Genomic DNA, 19,793 nt, shown 5'->3' on the forward strand with positions numbered 1-19,793 from the left:
CTATTTTAGAAGGATATGCTCAATTATTACCCGAAATTTCTTCCGTCGCCTCCTGACGCAGTTTCTGGGTATCCATTCCGTTTAGCCGGTCAATGGTTCTGTCTGCGGCACTTTGACGGTTTCCATCCACGTTTAGCGTACTTCCTGAGCCTGTGAGTCGTTCCAGATCCAGTGACGGTACTTCGGGTAGGTTGCCTGTTATCGATAAGATACCTATCCATTCATCCAGATTGACTTGGCTCCAATCCACCTGGTTTAACTGACTCGCGGTCAAACCTTCACAGTTTGGAGACTTCGCACTGCCCCAGCCAAGGCCCAATTGCGGACGTACTTGCTCCTGAATGATCCGTGAAAGCGGCGAAGTAAAGCAGCAATATGATTGCCGCTTCTCAACACAGGCTCCTAAGAACTTAGACTTGCAATAAGAGCCTATATAGTGGCAACTCTTCAATACCCGCTTGGCGTTCATTTCAAACTCACTCTGCTCACATTTCCAGATAAGCTGAATGAGGATCATGGTGACTGAATAAATCATGTAGGCCGTCATAACCGTACTCAGAACCGCGCCCGCAGCGCCCCCCAGCGCAAAGTTACCGCCCGAAACGACACCATCGGCTCCAACCGCGCCACCAACGTTGCTAAACAGTGCCGATTGCGCCCCCGAACCAAAGGTCGTACCTACCCATTCAGCCGTTTTGTTGGTCAACACCTGCATGAAGCCAGTCGCAGCTTGCTCCGCTCCCGCGCCAGCAGCCGTTGATGGCCCAGCCCCCATGAGAGAGTCCCATGCAGACACAAAAGGCTCTTTGACCGCACTCCAAGTGCTCGTGATTGGCTCCCTGAGCGTATTCCAGGAACCATAGATTGCCGAAGACGGATTCATGGCCATGACTGCCGTATCAAGCTTGTTGACCGCCACAATCATTGTGATGTAATCCGATAACGACACGCCACTTGGCTTTTCACAGCAATCCACTATGCCGCCAACGGCTTTTTTGCACTGGCCAGCATTACCTTTAAAGACCGTACACTCGACGTTGTCTTGGCCATCAGCGCCCGTGCATGACATATCATTGGTCATAAACTGCGCCGCATTAAGCATCGCAGCGGCCTCTGCAAAGTTAGCCTGCTTGATTGACTCTGGCTCTAAACAATCTGTGCCCATACAGCGAACTGGCCCCTCACAGTTGTATTGAGTTTCCATTCGTGCATTTTGCACTTCAACGCTTTGTCCGCAGTCATACACCAGACTTTGGATATAGCAGAAGCCTTCATGACCAGCCCCGCCTTCAGTGCATTCGGTTCTGACATACTGGCAGGCCGGGTTTTGCTCTAGCGCGGCACACGTATTGGTGGTCGTGTTTTGTCCGTTATTAACGATGGTTTGTGTATTACCATTGGCATCTACCCAGCTATCTGAGCTGCCCATGTTGAACTCTGGATGAGCAGTCGAAGCATTGTAGGTTGCTCTTGCCCTCCAGCATGAGAGTCCCAGTCCATCAGAGCTGCCGCGACTGGTTAAATGAGCAGGAGACGAAACAACCGCTGGATAAAGGCTCCCAAGATTGGCCAACTCGCCACTACCAACCGTTAACCCGTCGATTCGTTTTGTGCCCGTATCCAAACACTGCCACTGCACCGCAGTAAACTGATCCGTTTGCATCAAGCATTGGTCTATGCTCGGATCACTTGATTGATGAACAATGTCTTGCTCTAAGAACTTGCCGGAGAATGTCAAGGAAGCGCTCAGTTTCGCAGGAGCCAAACACTTCTGAACTTCTCGGCTGCAAGTATCGAAATCGACTTTGTTCCAGCCAGACTCACATCTGGAACGAGTGACTTCCTGAGGTTCATGCCACGAAATAATAGACCCATTGACGACTTTACAGAATGAGCCAACCAAGGTTCCTTTTGGACAGGTCATTTCAGGGTACTTAATGGACGGTTTCGTCTCAGTCACAGTTTCCTCATTGCCCGTCAGAGAGAGTGTCGTTTTCCAACCATTTACCTTGGATGGCGACTCGGTGATTTTTATCTCAGTATTTTGATTATCAAAAATCCTCAGCGTCGCGTATCCAGTTTGCATGGTACTGCTGTGCTGTGGAACAAAGCTGAGCGTTTCAGAGCTAAAGCAACCGCGCTCAATGAACCAGCTTTGTTGATGGGTTTCAGCGGATACACGTCGCTCTAACTGACACTCAGTAAGCGTGCTGATCTTCTCGCAAACTTGGTAATCCGGTACATGCTTGGTTTCAGTAAATGGCGTAATCGTCTGAGTAGGCTCACAGGCCTCAAAACTACTTGGTATAAGGTTGGATACCACACACTTTGGATCGCTGGTTTGCAATCCACAGTCATAGGTATCGGTAAAACGAATGCATTCACCTTTATCATTGGTCTCGGCACATTCTGACGACATGAATCCACAGGAAGGATTCGCTTCAAGCACTTGGCAGGCCTGATTTTCAATCCCCTTATAGCTTTCATCATCCACACTCACTTGTACACGCCGACACAAAGGCGATATGCCAGCCACAGGGCTTGGGCCAAAATAGGATTCACAAACTGAAACACCATTGACCACCGTACATCCGTTGGTTGAAGACGTCTGATCCGTGCATTGAATGCTGTAGTCTGAAAACATCGTCGGGATATCCGCTGCTTGTTCAATACAGGATTGTGGCGACCAACTATCATTCATCACCACCTTGGTTGGATCAAAGCGCACCTTGATGCGTGCATAACCCTCACCACTACCCGTAACCGATACGCGAATTTTGACTGGCACTTCTAAACCTGGCTCTACCGCTTTTAGCTTGGCGGTGAGGTCAGTATTAGGATTGCGTTCCCAACTGGTACTAAGCTCGCAGCGACCTGCCGTTTCTGGTGGAAAGTTATTGTTCGGCCCAGACCAGACTTTCTGATCGCCAAGCCACACCTGCATGTAGTCATCCCATTTGGCGTACTCAAGAACGGCTGAGGTAATCGCATCGGGGTTCACGACTTTGAGTGTGATGGCCTGTTCAAACACTTTACAACGGCCACTCCAGTAGTTGTCGCCTATTCGTCCAATCCAAACTTCAAGACATCCCTCACCACAAGAGCGAAGGTTCATTGGTCCTGAAACATGCTCAATAATGCCTGCCGTGTAATCGTGAGTAATAGTGCAGCTGTTAACCGCTGTATTGAGCCTGTCACATTGCTGGTAGTTTGGGCTGCCTTCACCTTGAGACTCACAGCCTGGGAAGCTTTGCGTTAATAGATTTGGGTCAGTTTGAACCGCATCGGTTAATGCCCAAAGCGGATCATTGACCATATCTGGCCGAGACCTGTCTTTGATTTGCTGGAGCGAGCGAAACGCCTCACCCGTAGCGCCATTTTCGGATGCCATGCTCTCTTGGCGCTGCGTCCCCAATTGATTCATACTGGCATCAGAGCCATAAACGCCCGTTAAGACATCCAATGAGCCCTGATCCATACCAGGGAAAAGCTCTTGCAAGTTAATCGTCTCATTACCACTGCCATTCGGCACCGACAATGTATTGCCATTGAGTGCGGGCATCGCCCAGTTTTGCAGCAATTGCTTACCTTCTTGTTGTCCGCTTAAGCCGGATTGGCGCTGCACATCAGCGGCCACACCATGTAAGGGCAAGCACGCCATAGTGATTGATAAAACACCCGCTAAAACTCGGGTAAAAAGTGTTGGTTTCATGGTTAACCTCCCGAGTTACAGCAGTCTTGCCAGCGCCACAAAATGTAGAGAGCATCTTCTCCGGCACCTGGGATTGTTCGCCACTCTCCCCATTTCATGGTGCTTTCACCGATGACATGCGCACTTTCAGTTTCTGGTACAGGGAAGAACATACTCATCTTGTATTGGGATTTCGGTAGCATGGGTTCGATAACAGGTCGACATAGCGCACTGTTCCCCATTGTTCGCCTTGCAAGACCACGCCTGTGTTGAGCCGCGATTGCACGCGCCGCTAAAAGGCTGGTGTTTTCTGCTAATGAGCCAAAGGCTAAGGTGTGGCCAGATAACGGGTAGAGATGGCCCCAACTGCCAGCACACCAAAACAACTGGTCGATGGGTTTACCAAGCGTTGATGAAGCAGCGTCAGCGGTACAAGCCGAAATAGCCAATGGATTGGCAACGGCAGCAGCTTCAGGCTGAGTAAAAAAGGCCAGTTCATCGTTCAGCCATGTTGGGTCCAATTCGGACAAATACATCAAGTCAAAGTCCATGTAACCATCTGCATTGCAATTGCCATCCATGAACAAATCGAGCATGACCAAAAGCGGAAAGGCGTAATAATGGTAATGGTAGAAAGCAAGATCACCGGTGTCGTATTCACCCTCGCCATGACCACCTTGCAGTCGTCTATCACCTAACGGTAAACGAACCCCTCCCAGGGAAGGCGAACAACCCGGCGTTCTGACCAGTTCAATCAGACGCGCTGGCTCCCACATGCTGGTAACAATACCTGGCCTTGGCACACCTAAGTTGTCTTCACATAAGCAAAACGACTTGTTTGATGCGCCGCTTGGGACATTGCCAGAGCCAAGAGGAAGACCGGCAACCCGGATAGGAAAAATGCATGACCAGCAAACATCCGTCAGCAACTTGCCGGACAATAACCCCGCGTCTGGGCAAGTCAATTCGGCTTTTGCAGGAATAGATGCGCCCAGGACAAGCATGACAACGAGAGTCCGCATCAGACGATACGTATTATTGAGCTTTTTCATGAACAAGCTCCTTTGCTGGAATTTCTTCTATTTCAAACGCGAGCCCCTTTGCTTGAACAAACGATGGGGTGACTTGCAAATCAAAGCGCTGCTTTAGCGAGGCATTGAGAAGGTAAACCGGACTATCCAATGTCTTTTCGAGCGCATTGAGGCTATTCCAACCTTGAGTACGGTCGAGCTGCGTGGTGATAAGCGTAATGCGGCGCAGTGTCCTATCTTGCGTCTCAAGCCAATGCGCAACTGCGTCCACTTCTTCAGCGTTCGACGCATTAAACACCACAAGCTGCTGAGTAAACGGCAAGGCTTTTAGCGGGTTAATACGCGTTCCTGCTGGGATCAATGTTCGGCCATTGGCATCCAATAGTGGCCGCTGCATGACGATGGTTGGATCAACCGTTCTTATCCGATACTGCGTGGCTTTGGGTAAGTCAGTGAAAGTTTGGCGAGACCAGAATCGCTCAATGGCTTTTTTCTTTAACGCGCCCAGGTCAAGCGACTGTAAACGCTGCATCGCCACTTGCATCAAATCCGGTTCTAAAATGGAATGAATAGGACCGCGTTGACCCAATGAACCGGTATTGCCTGTTTCAATTTGACGCTGCAACCAGTCCTTGCTGTAAACCCCTAGTGCACTTGCAGTCACCTTGTCATCTTCTATGCGGAAAATGGCAGGCACGCTAGTCACCCGCCAGTGCACAAAGGCTTTCGGATCGATTCGAACCTGAGGAACAGGATCAAGTCCCACCATCAGCGTATGCCAATCACGGATAGCCGCCCCCAAGGTCTTTCCTTCAGGAATTCCCCGAAACAACACAATAGCGCCGGTAGCACTGGCCTCTTTAAATAGCTGCTTCAGTGAGGAATCACCCAATGAGGACGACGCAAATATCAACCATTCATCGCTGTGTTTGAGCGACACAGGTTGTTCAACCGGTGCAAAAGGCTCAATAAATTCAGATGAGCCATCCACAGCACTTTGTAAAATGCTGCGGCTCATTTCGACGATCTTTTTGTCCTCGTCAGACAACGGAAAAGGCTCTTGTGCCCAGGACACTTGAACCCAAGACAATTGAGCAACCAACAAGAATAAGAGACATAGTCTTGTCATCATCCACCTCCTACAAAAGCGGCCAAGCGCGACCGACAATCTGCTCGCGCTTAACGGCATTCCAATAGCGGGAGTCGAAACTCGTTTCGGCCTCACCGGAAAACCAATATTCGTTTTCTTGCAGCGTCAATGAGCGGCTAAATTGTGATTCCGCCACACCAAGACGCTGGGCTAATGCCATGCCGGTAGAGACTTCAGCACCGTTCACCAGCACATGCTCAGGAGTCACCTTGACTTCATCCCCAGGCATCCCTGTTAGGCGTTTAAGCATCCGAGTACCGTCGTTATATAACGGAGCGAGTCCTTTTGAGTGGAAGGCATACAAACCATCCTTAACGGGCTCTTTATTCCATAGATCAATCAGATACACCGTGGTATCAGGCAGACAGCGCTCTTGCTGGGTATCAATACCTATTCGGTAGCGCATCATGGCGTAGGTGCCTACCATGGCCATGATTAACGCAAGAACGGTCAAACGGATGAAATATGGCCGCCAAGGCATTCTTTTACGGAGTATCTGCATGAGATACCTCCTTTGAGCCTACTGGCACAAATACGGAATCATCAGCACCCACCACCGCTTGGGCATCCAGCACGATAAAACCGGCTGCTTTTAGCTTTTCAATTTGTTGATTGGTCTGAAGCAACCTGGATTCGATGTCTTGTTCGCTGGCATTGAGGCCCAGTGACAACACCGCCTCCCCAAAATCCACGACTGCAATGGGCGTACTTAACGCCAACTGGCTGTGGATGGGTTCGAGTGTTTTCATTAAGAGCCAGCTGGTCATTAAACCGCTACCAGCAATAGACAAAGTAATAGAGGCCATAAATGGCCAAAGCGTGGTCTTATTCATAGCCTCGCTCCTTCAACAACTGAGAGATGGCATCAGCAACAGAAAGGCCTTTGCGCGTTAACTGTTTAATCGCGTTTACATCTTCTGCACGGGACGAGTACAACAGCTTGTGAAACGGATCGACAATGAGGCGGCCAATCCCGGTGCCCATTTCGGTAATAAAGAAAATTTCGGAATAGACACCCGTGACGGTATGAACCGTTTTTAGGTACTCATAACCGCCTTCACCTAGTGGCAAGCGGCCTTCTTTTTTGAGCGCGTTGATGGTTTCAGCTTTTTGACCAAGCAGGTACATATTGGCCGAGTTTTCAGCGATGGCTTTACCTGTAGGGCTGTCATACAAATCGTTGACCGACTGCGTTACCGTTACAGCACTGCCGCCATATTTTCGAAATCGACGGTAACCCGTCTCGATGAACTTACCGACATCACCTTGAGTCAGCAGATCCCAGGCTTCGTCAATGAACACAATCTTGCGACGATCACGCTCACCTAAGTACATCTCTTGTTGGATTTGGTAGATAAGCTGAAGCAACACCACTTGTTGCAGGTGCTTGCGTCCCTTGAGCTCTTCTAACTCCAGAACGGTGAAACGGTTTTTGAAGCGAATATTGTTGTGGCCATTAAAGAAACGGCCATATTCGCCCTGTGTCGTAAACGGATAGAGCTGCTCACCCACGTCTTGCACACGTCGGTCTTCATGATTTTTTAAGGCCTCTGCCACATCATCAACCAACATGGCACGACCTTTTTTCTCCCACAGTTCACGGGTCTGACGCTTTAGGTTGGCCATCTGAAAATCAGTTAATGACTGCGTAGGCGCGGCCATTGCGGCCAATAATCCAACCAGTACATCCGCTTCTTCGTCATAGTCCTCAACGATTTCAAACGGGTTTAAGCAAATGCCACTATCCCGCCCGAACTGTAAGAACTCTCCGTCATAAACTTCACACAGCTTTTCATAAGAGCGGCCAACATCAATCACCCAGCATTGCCCGCCTTCTGATAAGTAGGAGGAGATGATTTCGTTCACCAGGAAAGACTTGCCCGACCCCGATTGCGCCGCGATGCAACAGTTGTAATTACTGCCCGAGTCATAAAGGGACACACTCATGATCTGACCATTACGGGAAACAAAGTTAATCACCGGCGTGCCAGTGCCTTTCCAATCCGCAAACAAAGGCAACAGAGGGATGACATGCCGTGTCGCCATGGTCTTGAATCGAAACAAGTCGTTCATCGCCTGGCGGTCAGCACCAAATGGCAAGGCATTCAGGAAAATGGGCAAACAGAAGTACTTGTCTTCCATCAGCTCAAATCCGAGCTCTTTGAAATAGGTTCGAGCATTTGAAACAGAGCTGATGGACGCCTCTTCCGTCGGGGAAAACAGCGTTAAGGTCATATTTGCCCGAATAGGACGATCACCTTCTTGCAAGGCTTCAAAAAGAACATCGAACCCCTTTTTCTTGGCTGCAAGCACCGGCACAAACTTGAGCATCGGGCCATAGGCCTGATTGACCGCCCATTGACGCTTCGTCTCTAAACGAGATCGCATCGCCTCAGCTGAGGGAAAGTGAATGGTGACATTTAGCAAAAAGCTGCCGCGTAAACCGCGACTGCCCGTCATCATATCGCCCGCAAAACTTGCGGCATGACCAAACCAGATCCGCTCAGGCAAGCGCTTAAACGATAAGGTTTTAACTCGGTAATCACCCAGCATCAGACCTTGGCTATCCACCTTGATAGATCGGTCATAATCCAACACTTGCTCTCGAAGTGGTTTATCTGCCTCACTGCGGATTGGAGATGGATTACGCCAAGAAGCATCTTTTCCCCAGTTAAGTTGCGCACTTAATGCCGCGAGCCAATTTCGGTCAGTCATCTCAGTGACGCGAAAACCAACCGTTGCCAACGCCTGCGAGAAAGAAGCCCGAAGCGCGGATGCTCGACTCAACTCACGCTCCGTCGGTATAGGACTTTCCAAAGGCAATTTGCAGGTGACGATCAGTTGAAAGTTGCGTACCTGAGTCTGGGTCGATTCTTCTATCGGTTGAACCGTGCCCCCATCGAGGAAATCCGCACGTTTGCGTATCGACGCCCTAAGCAATGGATCGGATTGACGATGCCGTAAGCCCATCATGCGCTGAAGGTCGGTTTGAATATCAGGCGAGGCGTACAGGCCAAATTGCAGCAAAGTGTCTTTTGGCCAGTCGTTGTTGAGTAGAACATTAACCCTGTCTGCAACAGACTCATCACCACCCGGCAATGGGTCACATAGAAAACCAAAGCCAACACTCTGGTCTTCCATGAAAAACAGTTGCTCATCGTCGGAATAGGCCAATACTGGCAACAGCTCTGAAGCGCGTTGCCCTGAATACAGAGAGGCTTTCATTACCGCCCCTCCAACCAAGCAGAAAGGTCATAAGGACGGCCTCGGCTGATGCGACCATCATTGGCGACGATGAAAGGCACACCTTGAATGCCCAGGATTTGAGCTGTAACCAAGGTACGCTGCATTGGTTCTAGGTCGCAGGCATCATCCTGTTCTAGGTTACCAATCCGGCCATTCAGCAATGCATCGGTGGCCGCTTTCTTGTCACGCGCACAGCCAAGCTGGCGAACCTGACGCTCTGAATCAGGACCAAGCACTGGCACAGGGAGAATTTGGAAGGTGTATTCTTTGGTTAACGGTAAGGCTTGTTTCAAAAGCTCATGGCAATGCGGGCATCGTGGGTCAACAAAGACCACCACTTTCTTTTTGCCTTCACCCAGCGTCAGTGGATTCAAATCATCCATTTTTAAGCCAAGACGACTTAAGTCCAGCGTGTTTCCCGCTTCTCGAATTTCTTCAAGGCTAGTAAGCGGCTTTTTCGACCAGGCATCATAGAGCGTGCCATCAATGACGAACCGGCCACTGTCTGACATGAAAACAATACGGCCATTGCTTTCGACCGCTTTCATACCCGTGACCGGCAAAGAAACCATGCCGTCAATTTTGCCAACGGGCGACACTTCAGACACAGGTTCAGCTTGAACCAAAGGAGAAAGCGCAAGCGCTAGAATGATTGGAGATAGTTTTCGCATGAGGAGTCCTCGTTAATGTAAATCGAGGCTCCAGTCTATGCAGTTGTCCTATGTGGACTCGGTTAGATAGATTGAAGAAATCGCAATCTAACTAGGGGGCTTATAGCTCGTTGAGGATTGTTATAAACGAATTACTCGGCGTTTGCGTTAACAAGCCAATCATCAAGCACTTGCTTTAATTTATCTAATTGCTCTTGATGTTTTGTTTGATTCTTTGCCAATTTGTTAATGTTCTGCAACTTCCAACGAATCGCTGGCAAGTCTGCTGCATTAGGATAGTCAAACAAAGCCCAGTCAGGTTGCCCTCTTTTGAATGACATAAGGAAAGCATGATCCCTTTCTGTGAAATGTTTTTGCAGTTCAATTAACATCATGGGCCTAACAGAGGCTAAGTCTTCGCATTCAACTTTTTCAAAAGTCATTCCGTCAAATTCTGTCTGAAATTTCTCATTCAGAGGCTGCCAGTTTGGCGACATGACTTCATTAATAGGCCGAGGGTGACTTAATGTATAGGTTAAAAAACCCACCAAAATCTCTCTCGAAATCCCTTCACTGCCAAGTAACATACGCACATCAAATAAGTCGCGAGGATGTTGGCGATCCATTGCAGCACACAATTTCCCACCATACAGATCGGGAAGACTGACTACCTGAATCTCAGCATAACCAAACTCGTCTTCAACAGACTCTTGAACTGGCATTATTTCTGCACTATGCAATGTACCTCTGGCGACGGGCGACACTTCAATTTTGATCGTCGCAACCGGACTTGATACAACTATTCTCAGTTCATCAGCTTTATTATCCTGAAATGCCGCTCTGATATCTGGTTGAGTATTGATTCTGTCTGTAATGCGCTGCAATGCAGCCCTGACATTAATCAAAGCCTCATCTCTTGGTTCAAGTGGAAGATAAGCAAGATCAATATCTACAGATAACCGAGGAAAATCTCTCACAAATAAATTAATGGCGGTGCCACCTTTAAGTGCAAAAACCGTCTCTGTTGCTACCACAGGAAGCATTCTTATGAGCAAGGAAACCTGTTTGTAATATGGGCTATCTTTATCCATTATGTTGTTCACCTTTTTTGACGCTTAATATCTCTGGCACTGTGATTTGATATCGCTCATCAAAACGTCCTTTTTCGACAACCTGCCGCTTTCCTGCACCCAACTCAATTCTTGTTTCATCTATGCGATTGACCCACTGGTGATCGTAGTATCGACCCAGAAATAGAAATATTCGGTTTGCCTGAACAGAGCTGCTTCGCTCAAGAATATCTTGTACTTTTCTAGGGCTAAGATTGACTAAACCCTGAAATAATTCTGCGACATGCTCAAATGAAATCAGCTTCCCAATCCCGTCTACCACTTCATAGGCAGCAAGTTCTGCACAGCTGACAGTGAGTTCTTTCTCTTTAACCGTGATCCTTTTCAAATCTTTCTCGGGATTCACTTCAAGCTTATGATTTCCACAGTAAAACCAATTCTGATAAGGGAATTCACGAAACCATTTTGGTAAGGACGACTTATTTTTAACGCAAATCCAAACTTGCTCTTTGTTCAGCTGTAAATAGTGACTCAGTCCTTGGTGAGTTAAGCTGCTCAATCCAGCCAAATGAACTGGAACGCCCAATTGCACATCCAATGCTTGAATGGCATCAACCCAAGTTGGCTTTATATCGCCCTGCGCATCTGGACGATAATACACGCCAGAACATAGCTTCTTTAGCCAACCGTTCTGCGCGTACTTTTGAGCCAAGGAATAGCTCACACCGTTTTCAGTCAGCCATTGCTGAAGTACTAGCGCACCAGGAGAAGTATGAGCAACAAGCCAGTTTATCTTAGATGACATTTTAACACCCAAAGTATGAATATCACGAACAGTATAAACCATATAGTTTATTGTGACAGTGATTTTAACACTTTAGGTATTAATATACCAAATACTGTAAACCAAGCCCGCTAATGCGGCGTTGTTGAAATGAAAAGGTCTACACAACATCACCAATAACCCGATGTTGTGTAGACCTAGTTTGATTACCTTAAGTGAACTGCCGACTATGGCTCACATTCAGGTGCCCAGTAAAACGGCGCTGATTGCTGGAACAGTTGTGCCAATAACTTCTTGAGTGCTGGCAACAACAGGTAAGGTTGCAGACATAACACTTTCAACGACGGTTGGCGTATTGTAGAGACCCATACCGCCACCAATGCCCAAGGCAAAAGCCATCAAGCTTTGGCGAGCGATACCGCCCACAATACCCACCAGAACCATGGCTCCCGCTACGATCCGTCCCAAAGTACCTTGGGTCCAATCTTTTAGGGTATCCCACACATCAGTGAAAGCATCACCACCGGTGCCCGCAAATGAGGGCTCCGAAATCATTAACGCCATTAAACCAAGCGCACCAATGGTCATTAGGCGCTGAGTTTGAATGGTGCGAACTGCATTTGTCATTCGTTAGTTTCTCCGTAGATACTCAAGTTATCGCGCTTACCATCAGCTCCCGCTGAGGCTGAATCGCTTTGAGTCTGAAGTGGACGTAGCACTGGCGAAACCGTTCGAGGTGCTGACACCCCAATATCCCACCGGCGCGGTTCAATTTCGGTAAACACGTAGCTGGATAAATTCAGATCTCCACGGTCATCCTCCCAAGGCGCAATCCAAATCCGCATCACCCTTGAAGGAATGCGAATAGGTGCAGATTGCTGCGTCTCAGGTAATGCTGGATGGCTCAGCAGCCCTGTCTCTAAATCAGATTGTGAATACCCAGAGGGAGAACCAATTCGAGTCGCCACAGCATCAATCGTCTTGGGTGCAGCCCCATTACTGGTAAGCTCATAGACTTCACGAGCGGATAAACAGCGCACACCGTCAGGCATACCTGGGCATCCATATTCACTACTCCCAAGACCCAATGAACTACAGCCAGACAATAAGGTTGAGCCGACTGCCAATAAAAGTAATCCAGCTTTAGACCACTGTTTTGACTGGTGCTTTGGGTTGTTCTGCATTGATGTCGTCATGGTTAACTCTCCTCTGGATACACATCTTATTGTCTGAAACGGACTTCGATCGGTTAGCAACATGCAGGATTTTTTCATCTTCTTGCACCTCCCCCTTGCGAAGTGGCCAACGACAACGAGGCCCCACGAGTGACTATGACTTCAATTTTCCTTGCAGCGTCTACCTCTATGACTGGGAACATATTTTCAGCCATGTCCAAATAGAACTTGGCCACGCGATCCAATGCTTTACCGGTGCCTTTAATCGCAGCACCTTGTAATGCTTCTTGGCTCATGACTTGCTGGTACAGCTGAGTATCACCAGCATTACCCGTCTGAATCGTCGGAACAGGATTTACATCAAATGCGCCTGCCAAGCCCTGAAGGAATCCGGCCATCATTGATTTGGCCACCAGTTGGCCTTGTTTCGACACTAATCGGCCACGAATACCGGCTTTGCCGTCTTCACCCACGGCATAAGAATCCAGTCGCGTTTCAATGACGCCACCATCTTCTCTCACACATGAAATGGTCTCGCCTCGCAAATAGGCACGCTCAGAGCTCAAATCACCGTAACCTGCGGCGATCAAGAAACACTCTTTGATATCCGCTCTAAATCGGTTAGGTAAAATGGCTTCCTTTTGAATCCTCAGCAATGCAGGAAAAGGTTCTCGTCTTGCGGACTCGTGAGTAGGAGCATCCAAACCCGTGATCAAAGTACCCGAGATGATGCTGCCCGCCGGTAGATACAAAGGAGGCGCTTCTTGCACAACAACCTCTGGTTCAGCAACCACTTCAGGCTCAATCATACGAATCGTGATTGGCGGCAATGGAACATCTCGTGCTCGTGTACCTTGACCATTGACTGGCTGCTGATAGAGCGGATCAGGCAGCGGCGCATTGGCAAAATAGTCGTCTGGGTTAGACGGCAGTGGCTTTTCGTCTTTAGGCAATTCCATGGCAGATAAAGGCACTTCGAAACGGCTATTTGTGCCTTCAACTGCTGCATCACCTCCAGCGCGAACATCATCAAGTTCCGCTCGAAGGCGAGCCAACTCCGCGTTGACCTCACTTGGTATAGAAGGCGAACCTGGGCTTAGCCGTCCTGAATCGACGTCACGACGCAAGCGCTCAACTTCACGACGTAACTGTTCATTGCGCTCACTGAGTAGTTTTACGTTCGCAGCCAAACTATCGACCCCAACATCACGAGTATTGGTATCCGTAAGAATGTGCCGGATCGTTTCCTGTCGGTTCCGACTACTTGAGCCATCGTCAGGATTAGGTGAAAACACCATCACCATAAGGATGAGACCACCAGCAATACCAGCAACCGATAGACCCCGCTTCATGTTCGGGCTCATTTGTTCCCATTGTGCTTTCATCAAAGCTCACCTCCCACAAGAAGCGAAGGTCGCTGACTTTCCACCGCTTCTTCACGATGATTGCGAACAACCACATACAACTCAGTCTTTTCACCCGGTAACAAGATATTGCGAGGCCAGTAGGCGCTTGCCACTATATCTGGTGTATGACAGGCTATTTCACTGGCTTCTATCGGCTCATCGGCAAAGCTTTCAACCAGTCCTACATAGACGGTGAAGTAATGTCCCGTCACAATTTGCCCCTGCTTAAAACCAAACTTTAAACCTGGCTGAAAACATTTCGGGCTTGTGTCAGTTTGGCCAGCTAAACGGATGTCATAGCCTTGTGGTAACTCATTTAGTGCAAGGCGTCTGAGTAAATCACGTAAGCTATCGACGTATGGCTGAGCCGTTTCCCAAGTGGCGGCTTTTCGGTTCACGACGCCCTTAATAGGCCACTGCTGACCATCAATAGCTAAGGTGATTTCACGCGGTGGAATACGACGAGGTACTAATGTGACAGATAACGCGGGCGCTTCCTGACCAGGCGGAGTGATGTAAAGTGAAACCGGTGATTCTTTGTCCGTGGCCACATATACAACATTCCCCTTGATTTGCGTCTGAGCATCACTGGTTGTTCTCACCTGAGGCGATTCAAACGGCGTCACAATTCGATTCAGATGACCAAGTGCTACAGGGATCAGTTCATTAACCCCCGGTGTCATCAGTAGCGTTGTTGGCGTATCCGCTGCAACCGAATTGCTTTGAACCGGTGGATTTGCAGTAGCAGACTGCTTCATCACACTGGCTGGCACAATCGGCAATTCCACGTCTGCATACGACGCTTGTGATAACAGAATGCCACTCAAGCTAATTGCGATTAAGCTTGGTGTCATCCATCGACTAATTTTGGTTCGCATCATTCACCCTCCGGTTTTGCTCTTGGGTCAACTTTTCACGAACTCGCTTCGTTCTAGCTTGCCCCTCATACGTATCCATCCAGCTAAGTTTTGGACGGTATTGCTCAATATCGATATCAAACTCATAGGTGCGAGTTTGGCGCTGCTCATCTCCAGATGGTCCAGAGACCAAGGAATAACCGGTCACAAAGACATGGCCGGTTTCATACTCATACTCCACTTGTCTGGGTTGGAATTTGAGCGTGACTCGGTCTTCGCGGATTTGTCTTGCCTGAATCTCCAGTGCATCGACCACTTGCTGGTACACCGCTGGAGAAAGTAGCGGCTCAATGGCAACCCGGATGAAAGACACATTACCTGGCGTCACGTTACCCATAAGCTCAGCCAGGTAGAGTCCCCAGGATTCAAGGTAAGGTTGAGTGGCTTGGTTTCGTGACACTTCAGCCGTTTCAGACAAGGTTGGCGGTTGAATGGCTACCACGGTATTGCGAGAAAATGCTGCTACCGCAAGCAGCAAGTTAGATAGCACCAGCACCGCAATCAGAAACCGTTGCCATCGGTTCTCTAATTGCGTGCCTTGCCATGATTTTAAAAACACGTCGAACTTCACGGCAGATAGCTCCTGATAAATGGGTTAGGGATCGTCTTGGCTTTGGTTGGCAACAGCCCAGCCCAGTAGATGGCGTGAAGAATAAAACCATCAGGGCGACCATCACGAAAACGCCGATAGAGCTTGGTTGTTACCAACCCCAACAGGCATAAAACCAAGGCATTACCGGTAAAAATGCCGATCACTAGCCCCAACAGAATGGGAGCCATCTCATCGGCACTCCAAAGCAGGAAGTGCGGCGGATCATCGATATAGGACGGAATACTCACAGGTTCCATAGTCACTCCTCGTTGTTTGAATTGAGAAGTGAAGGATGCCTCGGGATTGGCAGCTTCAGTGGTCAGCTAGATGCCGAATTCTTGAAGGTTTTGAGGGTTCTACTCAGACAAGACGGTTAAGTTCTAGACAAACCGCGCAACCAGAGTTATCATTTATGATAACCTAAGTTAAGGATACCCATGAGCTGGAAGATCGACTTTTACGATGGCGTTGAGGATCAGATCCTCGATATGCCTCCCAAAATACAAGCTCGCATGATTAAGCTTTTAGAGCTGATGGAAAAGCATGGTGCAAACTTGGGGCCTCCTCATACTGAGTCTATGGGCGATGGGTTATTTGAAATCCGCGCCAAAGCTCAAGAAGGTATTGGTAGAGGCTTATTTTGCTACTTAAAAGGGAAGCACATTTATGTGTTACACGCTTTTGTAAAAAAATCTCAAAAGACGCCCAAAAATGAGCTCAATCTTGCCAGAGATAGACAAAAAGAGGTTCAAAAATCATGAGTCTGCAAAAACTGAAACAACGTGCTTTAGCCAATGCTGAAGTTAAGAATGAGTACGATAAGCTTGAGAGTGAGTTCAGCTTTATTGATCAATTGCTTACCATGAGAACAAAGGCAGGACTTACTCAAGAACAAGTTGCTGAAAGAATGCATACCCAAAAAAGTAATGTCAGTCGTTTAGAAAAAGGTAATGCCAATCCAAGTTGGTCAACTCTTCTAAAATATGCTCACGCATGTGGCTTTGAACTAACACTCAAGCCACAAAAAATGAGTTAACGTCATTCATGAGGCCTAACTGGCCTCATATCTTCTTCTGCAAGTGACTTAACGCCAACCCCGCCATCAATGCCAAGCCGATGATCATCGACGGTAGTACCACCGGTGGAATAGCCAGCGGGGCGAACAATCCCATAAACAGCAAAATGACGCCTGAGCCCAGGATAATCATGCTGTAGCGGTGAATGATAGGGCTCGAAAAATCAAAGGTTGTTTTCTTAATCTTCCAGGTCATCAAGCCGTCCCACAACGCCGGTAACATGAGAATAAGCGCAAAGGGCAACCAGACCATCAGCAAAGCAAATCGAGTGAACACTTGGTACAACACATCAAAAAATGCCTGAATACGGTCTTCTACCCAGACAAACCAAAAGCCTCCCATGTTCTCCATCCCTTTAGAACGAAGTCGCTGTTCTTCAGTGGGGATTAGAAAATCACGCACAGATTGCTCCATCTGCGTATCCACAATCCATGACTGATACCAGCCATGGCTAGTTTGACCAATCCAATAGCTTGTTTGAGCTCCCAATTGATTTTGGATCATCTGCTTCTCTTTACTAATGACCCGGCCAGTCCAATCACCGGGCACTAACACGCCAATGGCAATAATCTCTAGCATCAGTGCCAGACACAGTAGCCAAACCGACTTATGCTTGCTCATGCCAAACATCCTCTTCTACTCGGGCCAGCATGGCAGCAACGGTTGGCGTCATAATCCGGGTTTTAATCACTTGTTGAAGCCGCTTTGTCGTCGTATGGCCACTGACATAACGCACGTCGATGCGTCCTTCAGTCAAATACGCCATCCGATTTGGACGATTACGAATCCAGGAGTAGAAATACACACCATCTACGGCGGCCCACTCGAAATGGTCAGGATCACGTAGGCGAATCCCTGTTAAAGCACTGGCGGCAGTCCAGGTCAGTGCCTCAATGAAATGCCAAAGGCGTACACTATCATCATCACAACTGACTTCTTCATAACTACCCAGGCCATTGCACAGACACAAATCAAAGATGGAATGGCCATCTAAAGTGAACGCATCCGTTAAGTAGTCCGCCAAGCAATACACCGAGGCCAAAGCATGAGGCCAGTCGGTTTCAAGCAGTCTTAAGGTTTCCTTGAACTGGGGGTTATGTTGCTGCCACTGAGCGAGCATTTCTTTACTGGTAAGTGTTGTCATTTTCAGACAGACAGAATGATGCATACAGACTCCTTATGCTGCCTGTGTAGAGCTGGTTAAAATAGGAATTCGACCTTTGATCACGCGGCCGCCTGAAAGCTTGGCGATGTACTCCAGGTTGGGGAGCTGGCCTAATAACTGCGGTGGAAACATATCACCTTCTTCCTCCATCAAGCGCTCGCCATGATTGCCGGTAAATAACGCGGGGCTGTCCGAGTTGGACGACATACCTTGAGTTTGCATGATGTACTGCAACCGAGTCTTAGGCAGATTGTCGGTAATGTATTGCTGCGTTTCGGCATCCATCACCCGAAGGGCTATCAAGTTGTTGATGTTACCTAACACCTGGCGCGCCTTAGCTTCACTGCCTGTTCGAGCTGCAAAGTCAGCAAATGTCTGAGTAGCAATCACACAACGCATTTTTGCGCCACGACCTTTGTTGAGCAGTTGAATGAAGGGATCGTTGACGACTTCAGCCGCCTCATCGATGAAGATATTTACGGGACGATTTTCAACACCATAGTTATAGCGATCACCGGCCACGGCGGTGAGATCGGATAAAAGCAACGAACCAATGGCGCTGCCAACCATGGCGTCGGTCAATGAATCCAACCCGATATAGGCCACTTGGGCATTGTTGATAATACGGCCAGAATCCGTAATTAACCGGCTGTCATCCACATCGTTTGCAATAGGTGATAGCAATGGCCCTAATTCACTTGAAGTGAGCATATTGAGCACCGGCATCAATGAGGCCACCATCTTGGAATAGTGGGTTCTGTCATGCTCAAACATGCTCAAAAGGCCTTCCAAATCGGTATTGGCGGCAATGGGCTGAATGCGTTCGTAGTAAAAAAGCAGCATCGCCATGGCTTGTTTTGCCAAGGTATTGGCCTTTTCAGTAAAGCGTTTAATCTCCACACTAAAGTTTGGATACACCTGCTCCCCCCAGGCTGTGACGGCTTTTACTACCAAGCCTTCTGGGCCACCTTCCAAGAATCGTCTCAGTGTTTTCAGATCAGGGCGCTGTGAAGTAAGCAACAGACCTTGCACTATGTTATTCAGTGCCATTTGGCCAAAGGCTTTAAATGGATCAGCACCGGTTTCGGATGGGATTAATGCCGCAATTCGGCTGGCAATTTCAGTGCCCCGGTTAAAGTTTCTCAGGGGATTAAGACGTACTGAATGCTCTGGAAAACCCGGATGAAAATACACAAAGCGCTCAGGACTACCGGCGGCAATACAGGCTCGCTGCGCATTATCCTTAAGTTCTTTGTCGCCCTTGGGATCAATAATAATCACAGCTTCATTGCGCAAAATGGCCTGAGTGATCATCGCATCAAAGCATCGGGTTTTTCCGGCACCGGTCGTACCGACAATTAAGGTGTGCCCCTCAGTGTGACCAACTGGCTGGTAAACATCTTCTTCTTTGGGCTCAACACCATGAATCCAGGTCGAACCCATTTGTTTGCCGTGACCTTGGTTAAGCAAGGTTTGCTTATCCCGCTTTAAGATTTCATAAGCGCGTTGAGCATGACGTTGATCCCACTCAAAGCCATACCCTAACCACAATTCATCAGGATGTTTTGCCATCACCTTTTGCAAATGCGACAGCTCCATAAAAGCCAATGGTTTGCCTTTTAGCCCCTTCTGCAATTTATACAGACGGTAAGCCTCAGGCAGGCGGTACAACGCCATGCCCGAGGAAATCCCTGTCATCCACCAAAATGGCTCAGGTGGTAGCTCAGTCAGCATTTCTGCGGCAATTGCCCCAGTGGCCCCAACCAGCCAACCCGCTGCTGCCATGGCCTCATAGTTCGTGCGCCAGGGCATTTCGTATGCGTTTTCTTTCATTCATGCT

The 19,793-nt window shown here is 48.5% G+C and carries 20 protein-coding genes; 2 read left to right on the forward strand and 18 right to left on the reverse strand.

All coding sequences use genetic code 11. The features are described 5' to 3' along the window. Window positions 1-19 precede the first annotated feature (19 nt). From traN to traL, 15 genes are all read right to left on the reverse strand, one after another. Window positions 20-3,712 carry a conjugal transfer protein TraN gene (gene traN / locus Q7C_RS02530; protein WP_014703127.1) on the reverse strand — a complete coding sequence of 1,231 codons (3,693 nt, stop codon included), beginning with the start codon at window positions 3,710-3,712 and terminating at the stop codon, window positions 20-22. A gap of 2 nt (window positions 3,713-3,714) precedes the next feature. Then, window positions 3,715-4,743, reverse strand: a complete 1,029-nt coding sequence (locus Q7C_RS02535; RefSeq protein ID WP_014703128.1) for a TraU family protein — start codon at window positions 4,741-4,743, stop codon at window positions 3,715-3,717. Then, the gene (locus Q7C_RS02540; RefSeq protein WP_238532335.1) at window positions 4,727-5,854 is read right to left on the reverse strand and encodes a TrbC family F-type conjugative pilus assembly protein; all 1,128 of its coding nucleotides are present in this window, start codon (window positions 5,852-5,854) and stop codon (window positions 4,727-4,729) included. Before Q7C_RS02540 ends, Q7C_RS02535 begins: the two co-directional genes overlap by 17 nt. Window positions 5,855-5,861: 7 nt before the next feature. Next, on the reverse strand, window positions 5,862-6,374 hold the full coding sequence (locus Q7C_RS02545; protein WP_014703130.1) for a S26 family signal peptidase: 513 nt from the start codon (window positions 6,372-6,374) through the stop codon (window positions 5,862-5,864). Further along, the gene (locus Q7C_RS02550) at window positions 6,358-6,705 is read right to left on the reverse strand and encodes a hypothetical protein (RefSeq protein WP_014703131.1); all 348 of its coding nucleotides are present in this window, start codon (window positions 6,703-6,705) and stop codon (window positions 6,358-6,360) included. The genes Q7C_RS02545 and Q7C_RS02550 overlap by 17 nt, the downstream gene beginning before the upstream one ends. Further along, window positions 6,698-9,097, reverse strand: coding sequence for a type IV secretion system protein TraC (traC, locus tag Q7C_RS02555; RefSeq protein WP_014703132.1), 2,400 nt, complete (start codon window positions 9,095-9,097; stop codon window positions 6,698-6,700). Before traC ends, Q7C_RS02550 begins: the two co-directional genes overlap by 8 nt. After that, entirely contained in the window at window positions 9,097-9,789 is a 693-nt protein-coding gene (locus Q7C_RS02560) for a DsbC family protein (protein WP_014703133.1), read from the reverse strand. The genes traC and Q7C_RS02560 overlap by 1 nt, the downstream gene beginning before the upstream one ends. 131 nt (window positions 9,790-9,920) lie before the next feature. After that, window positions 9,921-10,859 (reverse strand): nucleotidyl transferase AbiEii/AbiGii toxin family protein, encoded by a 939-nt coding sequence (locus tag Q7C_RS02565; RefSeq protein ID WP_014703134.1) that lies wholly within the window; start codon window positions 10,857-10,859, stop codon window positions 9,921-9,923. Beyond that, complete coding sequence (locus Q7C_RS02570) at window positions 10,852-11,685, reverse strand: type IV toxin-antitoxin system AbiEi family antitoxin (RefSeq protein ID WP_014703135.1); 834 nt, start codon at window positions 11,683-11,685, stop codon at window positions 10,852-10,854. The genes Q7C_RS02565 and Q7C_RS02570 overlap by 8 nt, the downstream gene beginning before the upstream one ends. Window positions 11,686-11,862: 177 nt before the next feature. Next, complete coding sequence (traA, locus tag Q7C_RS02575) at window positions 11,863-12,249, reverse strand: TraA family conjugative transfer protein (RefSeq protein ID WP_000180225.1); 387 nt, start codon at window positions 12,247-12,249, stop codon at window positions 11,863-11,865. Beyond that, complete coding sequence (gene traV / locus Q7C_RS02580; RefSeq protein WP_001944091.1) at window positions 12,246-12,818, reverse strand: type IV conjugative transfer system lipoprotein TraV; 573 nt, start codon at window positions 12,816-12,818, stop codon at window positions 12,246-12,248. Before traV ends, traA begins: the two co-directional genes overlap by 4 nt. A gap of 74 nt (window positions 12,819-12,892) precedes the next feature. After that, window positions 12,893-14,182: a TraB/VirB10 family protein gene (locus Q7C_RS02585; RefSeq protein ID WP_014703136.1), complete on the reverse strand. Its 1,290-nt coding sequence runs from the start codon at window positions 14,180-14,182 to the stop codon at window positions 12,893-12,895. Next, window positions 14,182-15,084: a hypothetical protein gene (locus Q7C_RS02590; protein ID WP_420795003.1), complete on the reverse strand. Its 903-nt coding sequence runs from the start codon at window positions 15,082-15,084 to the stop codon at window positions 14,182-14,184. The genes Q7C_RS02585 and Q7C_RS02590 overlap by 1 nt, the downstream gene beginning before the upstream one ends. Next, window positions 15,065-15,691, reverse strand: a complete 627-nt coding sequence (locus Q7C_RS02595) for a TraE/TraK family type IV conjugative transfer system protein (RefSeq protein WP_000667170.1) — start codon at window positions 15,689-15,691, stop codon at window positions 15,065-15,067. Before Q7C_RS02595 ends, Q7C_RS02590 begins: the two co-directional genes overlap by 20 nt. Next, window positions 15,688-15,969 (reverse strand): type IV conjugative transfer system protein TraL, encoded by a 282-nt coding sequence (traL, locus tag Q7C_RS02600; protein ID WP_000433891.1) that lies wholly within the window; start codon window positions 15,967-15,969, stop codon window positions 15,688-15,690. Before traL ends, Q7C_RS02595 begins: the two co-directional genes overlap by 4 nt. 180 nt (window positions 15,970-16,149) lie before the next feature. On the opposite strand from traL, the gene Q7C_RS02605 reads away from it, so the two are divergent. Further along, window positions 16,150-16,473, forward strand: coding sequence for a type II toxin-antitoxin system RelE/ParE family toxin (locus Q7C_RS02605; RefSeq protein ID WP_001896384.1), 324 nt, complete (start codon window positions 16,150-16,152; stop codon window positions 16,471-16,473). Then, window positions 16,470-16,748 carry a helix-turn-helix domain-containing protein gene (locus Q7C_RS02610; RefSeq protein WP_000058216.1) on the forward strand — a complete coding sequence of 93 codons (279 nt, stop codon included), beginning with the start codon at window positions 16,470-16,472 and terminating at the stop codon, window positions 16,746-16,748. The genes Q7C_RS02605 and Q7C_RS02610 overlap by 4 nt, the downstream gene beginning before the upstream one ends. 25 nt (window positions 16,749-16,773) lie before the next feature. Here Q7C_RS02610 and Q7C_RS02615 read toward each other — a convergent pair whose 3' ends face one another. Genes Q7C_RS02615 through traD form a run of 3 tightly spaced genes read right to left on the reverse strand, consistent with a single transcriptional unit; the run spans window position 16,774 to window position 19,786 of the window. Next, window positions 16,774-17,409 (reverse strand): IncC plasmid conjugative DNA transfer DtrJ family protein, encoded by a 636-nt coding sequence (locus tag Q7C_RS02615; RefSeq protein WP_014703138.1) that lies wholly within the window; start codon window positions 17,407-17,409, stop codon window positions 16,774-16,776. Beyond that, the gene (locus Q7C_RS02620) at window positions 17,396-17,956 is read right to left on the reverse strand and encodes a hypothetical protein (RefSeq protein ID WP_014703139.1); all 561 of its coding nucleotides are present in this window, start codon (window positions 17,954-17,956) and stop codon (window positions 17,396-17,398) included. The genes Q7C_RS02615 and Q7C_RS02620 overlap by 14 nt, the downstream gene beginning before the upstream one ends. Before the next feature lie 9 nt (window positions 17,957-17,965). After that, window positions 17,966-19,786 (reverse strand): conjugative transfer system coupling protein TraD, encoded by a 1,821-nt coding sequence (traD, locus tag Q7C_RS02625; RefSeq protein ID WP_000661885.1) that lies wholly within the window; start codon window positions 19,784-19,786, stop codon window positions 17,966-17,968. Between the last annotated feature and the right edge of the window lie 7 nt (window positions 19,787-19,793).

Origin of the sequence: Methylophaga frappieri (assembly GCF_000260965.1) — a bacterium.
Lineage (GTDB): Bacteria > Pseudomonadota > Gammaproteobacteria > Nitrosococcales > Methylophagaceae > Methylophaga > Methylophaga frappieri.

What these genes read in the sequence shown, in the direction of transcription:
- traN (WP_014703127.1), bottom strand. Translation starts at nt 3,712, where the DNA reads ATGAAACCAACACTTTTTACCCGAGTTTTAGCGGGTGTTTTATCAATC.
- Q7C_RS02535 (WP_014703128.1), bottom strand. Translation starts at nt 4,743, where the DNA reads ATGAAAAAGCTCAATAATACGTATCGTCTGATGCGGACTCTCGTTGTC.
- Q7C_RS02540 (WP_238532335.1), bottom strand. Translation starts at nt 5,854, where the DNA reads ATGATGACAAGACTATGTCTCTTATTCTTGTTGGTTGCTCAATTGTCT.
- Q7C_RS02545 (WP_014703130.1), bottom strand. Translation starts at nt 6,374, where the DNA reads ATGCAGATACTCCGTAAAAGAATGCCTTGGCGGCCATATTTCATCCGT.
- Q7C_RS02550 (WP_014703131.1), bottom strand. Translation starts at nt 6,705, where the DNA reads ATGAATAAGACCACGCTTTGGCCATTTATGGCCTCTATTACTTTGTCT.
- traC (WP_014703132.1), bottom strand. Translation starts at nt 9,097, where the DNA reads ATGAAAGCCTCTCTGTATTCAGGGCAACGCGCTTCAGAGCTGTTGCCA.
- Q7C_RS02560 (WP_014703133.1), bottom strand. Translation starts at nt 9,789, where the DNA reads ATGCGAAAACTATCTCCAATCATTCTAGCGCTTGCGCTTTCTCCTTTG.
- Q7C_RS02565 (WP_014703134.1), bottom strand. Translation starts at nt 10,859, where the DNA reads ATGGATAAAGATAGCCCATATTACAAACAGGTTTCCTTGCTCATAAGA.
- Q7C_RS02570 (WP_014703135.1), bottom strand. Translation starts at nt 11,685, where the DNA reads ATGGTTTATACTGTTCGTGATATTCATACTTTGGGTGTTAAAATGTCA.
- traA (WP_000180225.1), bottom strand. Translation starts at nt 12,249, where the DNA reads ATGACAAATGCAGTTCGCACCATTCAAACTCAGCGCCTAATGACCATT.
- traV (WP_001944091.1), bottom strand. Translation starts at nt 12,818, where the DNA reads ATGACGACATCAATGCAGAACAACCCAAAGCACCAGTCAAAACAGTGG.
- Q7C_RS02585 (WP_014703136.1), bottom strand. Translation starts at nt 14,182, where the DNA reads ATGAAAGCACAATGGGAACAAATGAGCCCGAACATGAAGCGGGGTCTA.
- Q7C_RS02590 (WP_420795003.1), bottom strand. Translation starts at nt 15,084, where the DNA reads ATGATGCGAACCAAAATTAGTCGATGGATGACACCAAGCTTAATCGCA.
- traL (WP_000433891.1), bottom strand. Translation starts at nt 15,969, where the DNA reads ATGGAACCTGTGAGTATTCCGTCCTATATCGATGATCCGCCGCACTTC.
- Q7C_RS02605 (WP_001896384.1), top strand. Translation starts at nt 16,150, where the DNA reads ATGAGCTGGAAGATCGACTTTTACGATGGCGTTGAGGATCAGATCCTC.
- Q7C_RS02610 (WP_000058216.1), top strand. Translation starts at nt 16,470, where the DNA reads ATGAGTCTGCAAAAACTGAAACAACGTGCTTTAGCCAATGCTGAAGTT.
- Q7C_RS02615 (WP_014703138.1), bottom strand. Translation starts at nt 17,409, where the DNA reads ATGAGCAAGCATAAGTCGGTTTGGCTACTGTGTCTGGCACTGATGCTA.
- Q7C_RS02620 (WP_014703139.1), bottom strand. Translation starts at nt 17,956, where the DNA reads ATGCATCATTCTGTCTGTCTGAAAATGACAACACTTACCAGTAAAGAA.
- traD (WP_000661885.1), bottom strand. Translation starts at nt 19,786, where the DNA reads ATGAAAGAAAACGCATACGAAATGCCCTGGCGCACGAACTATGAGGCC.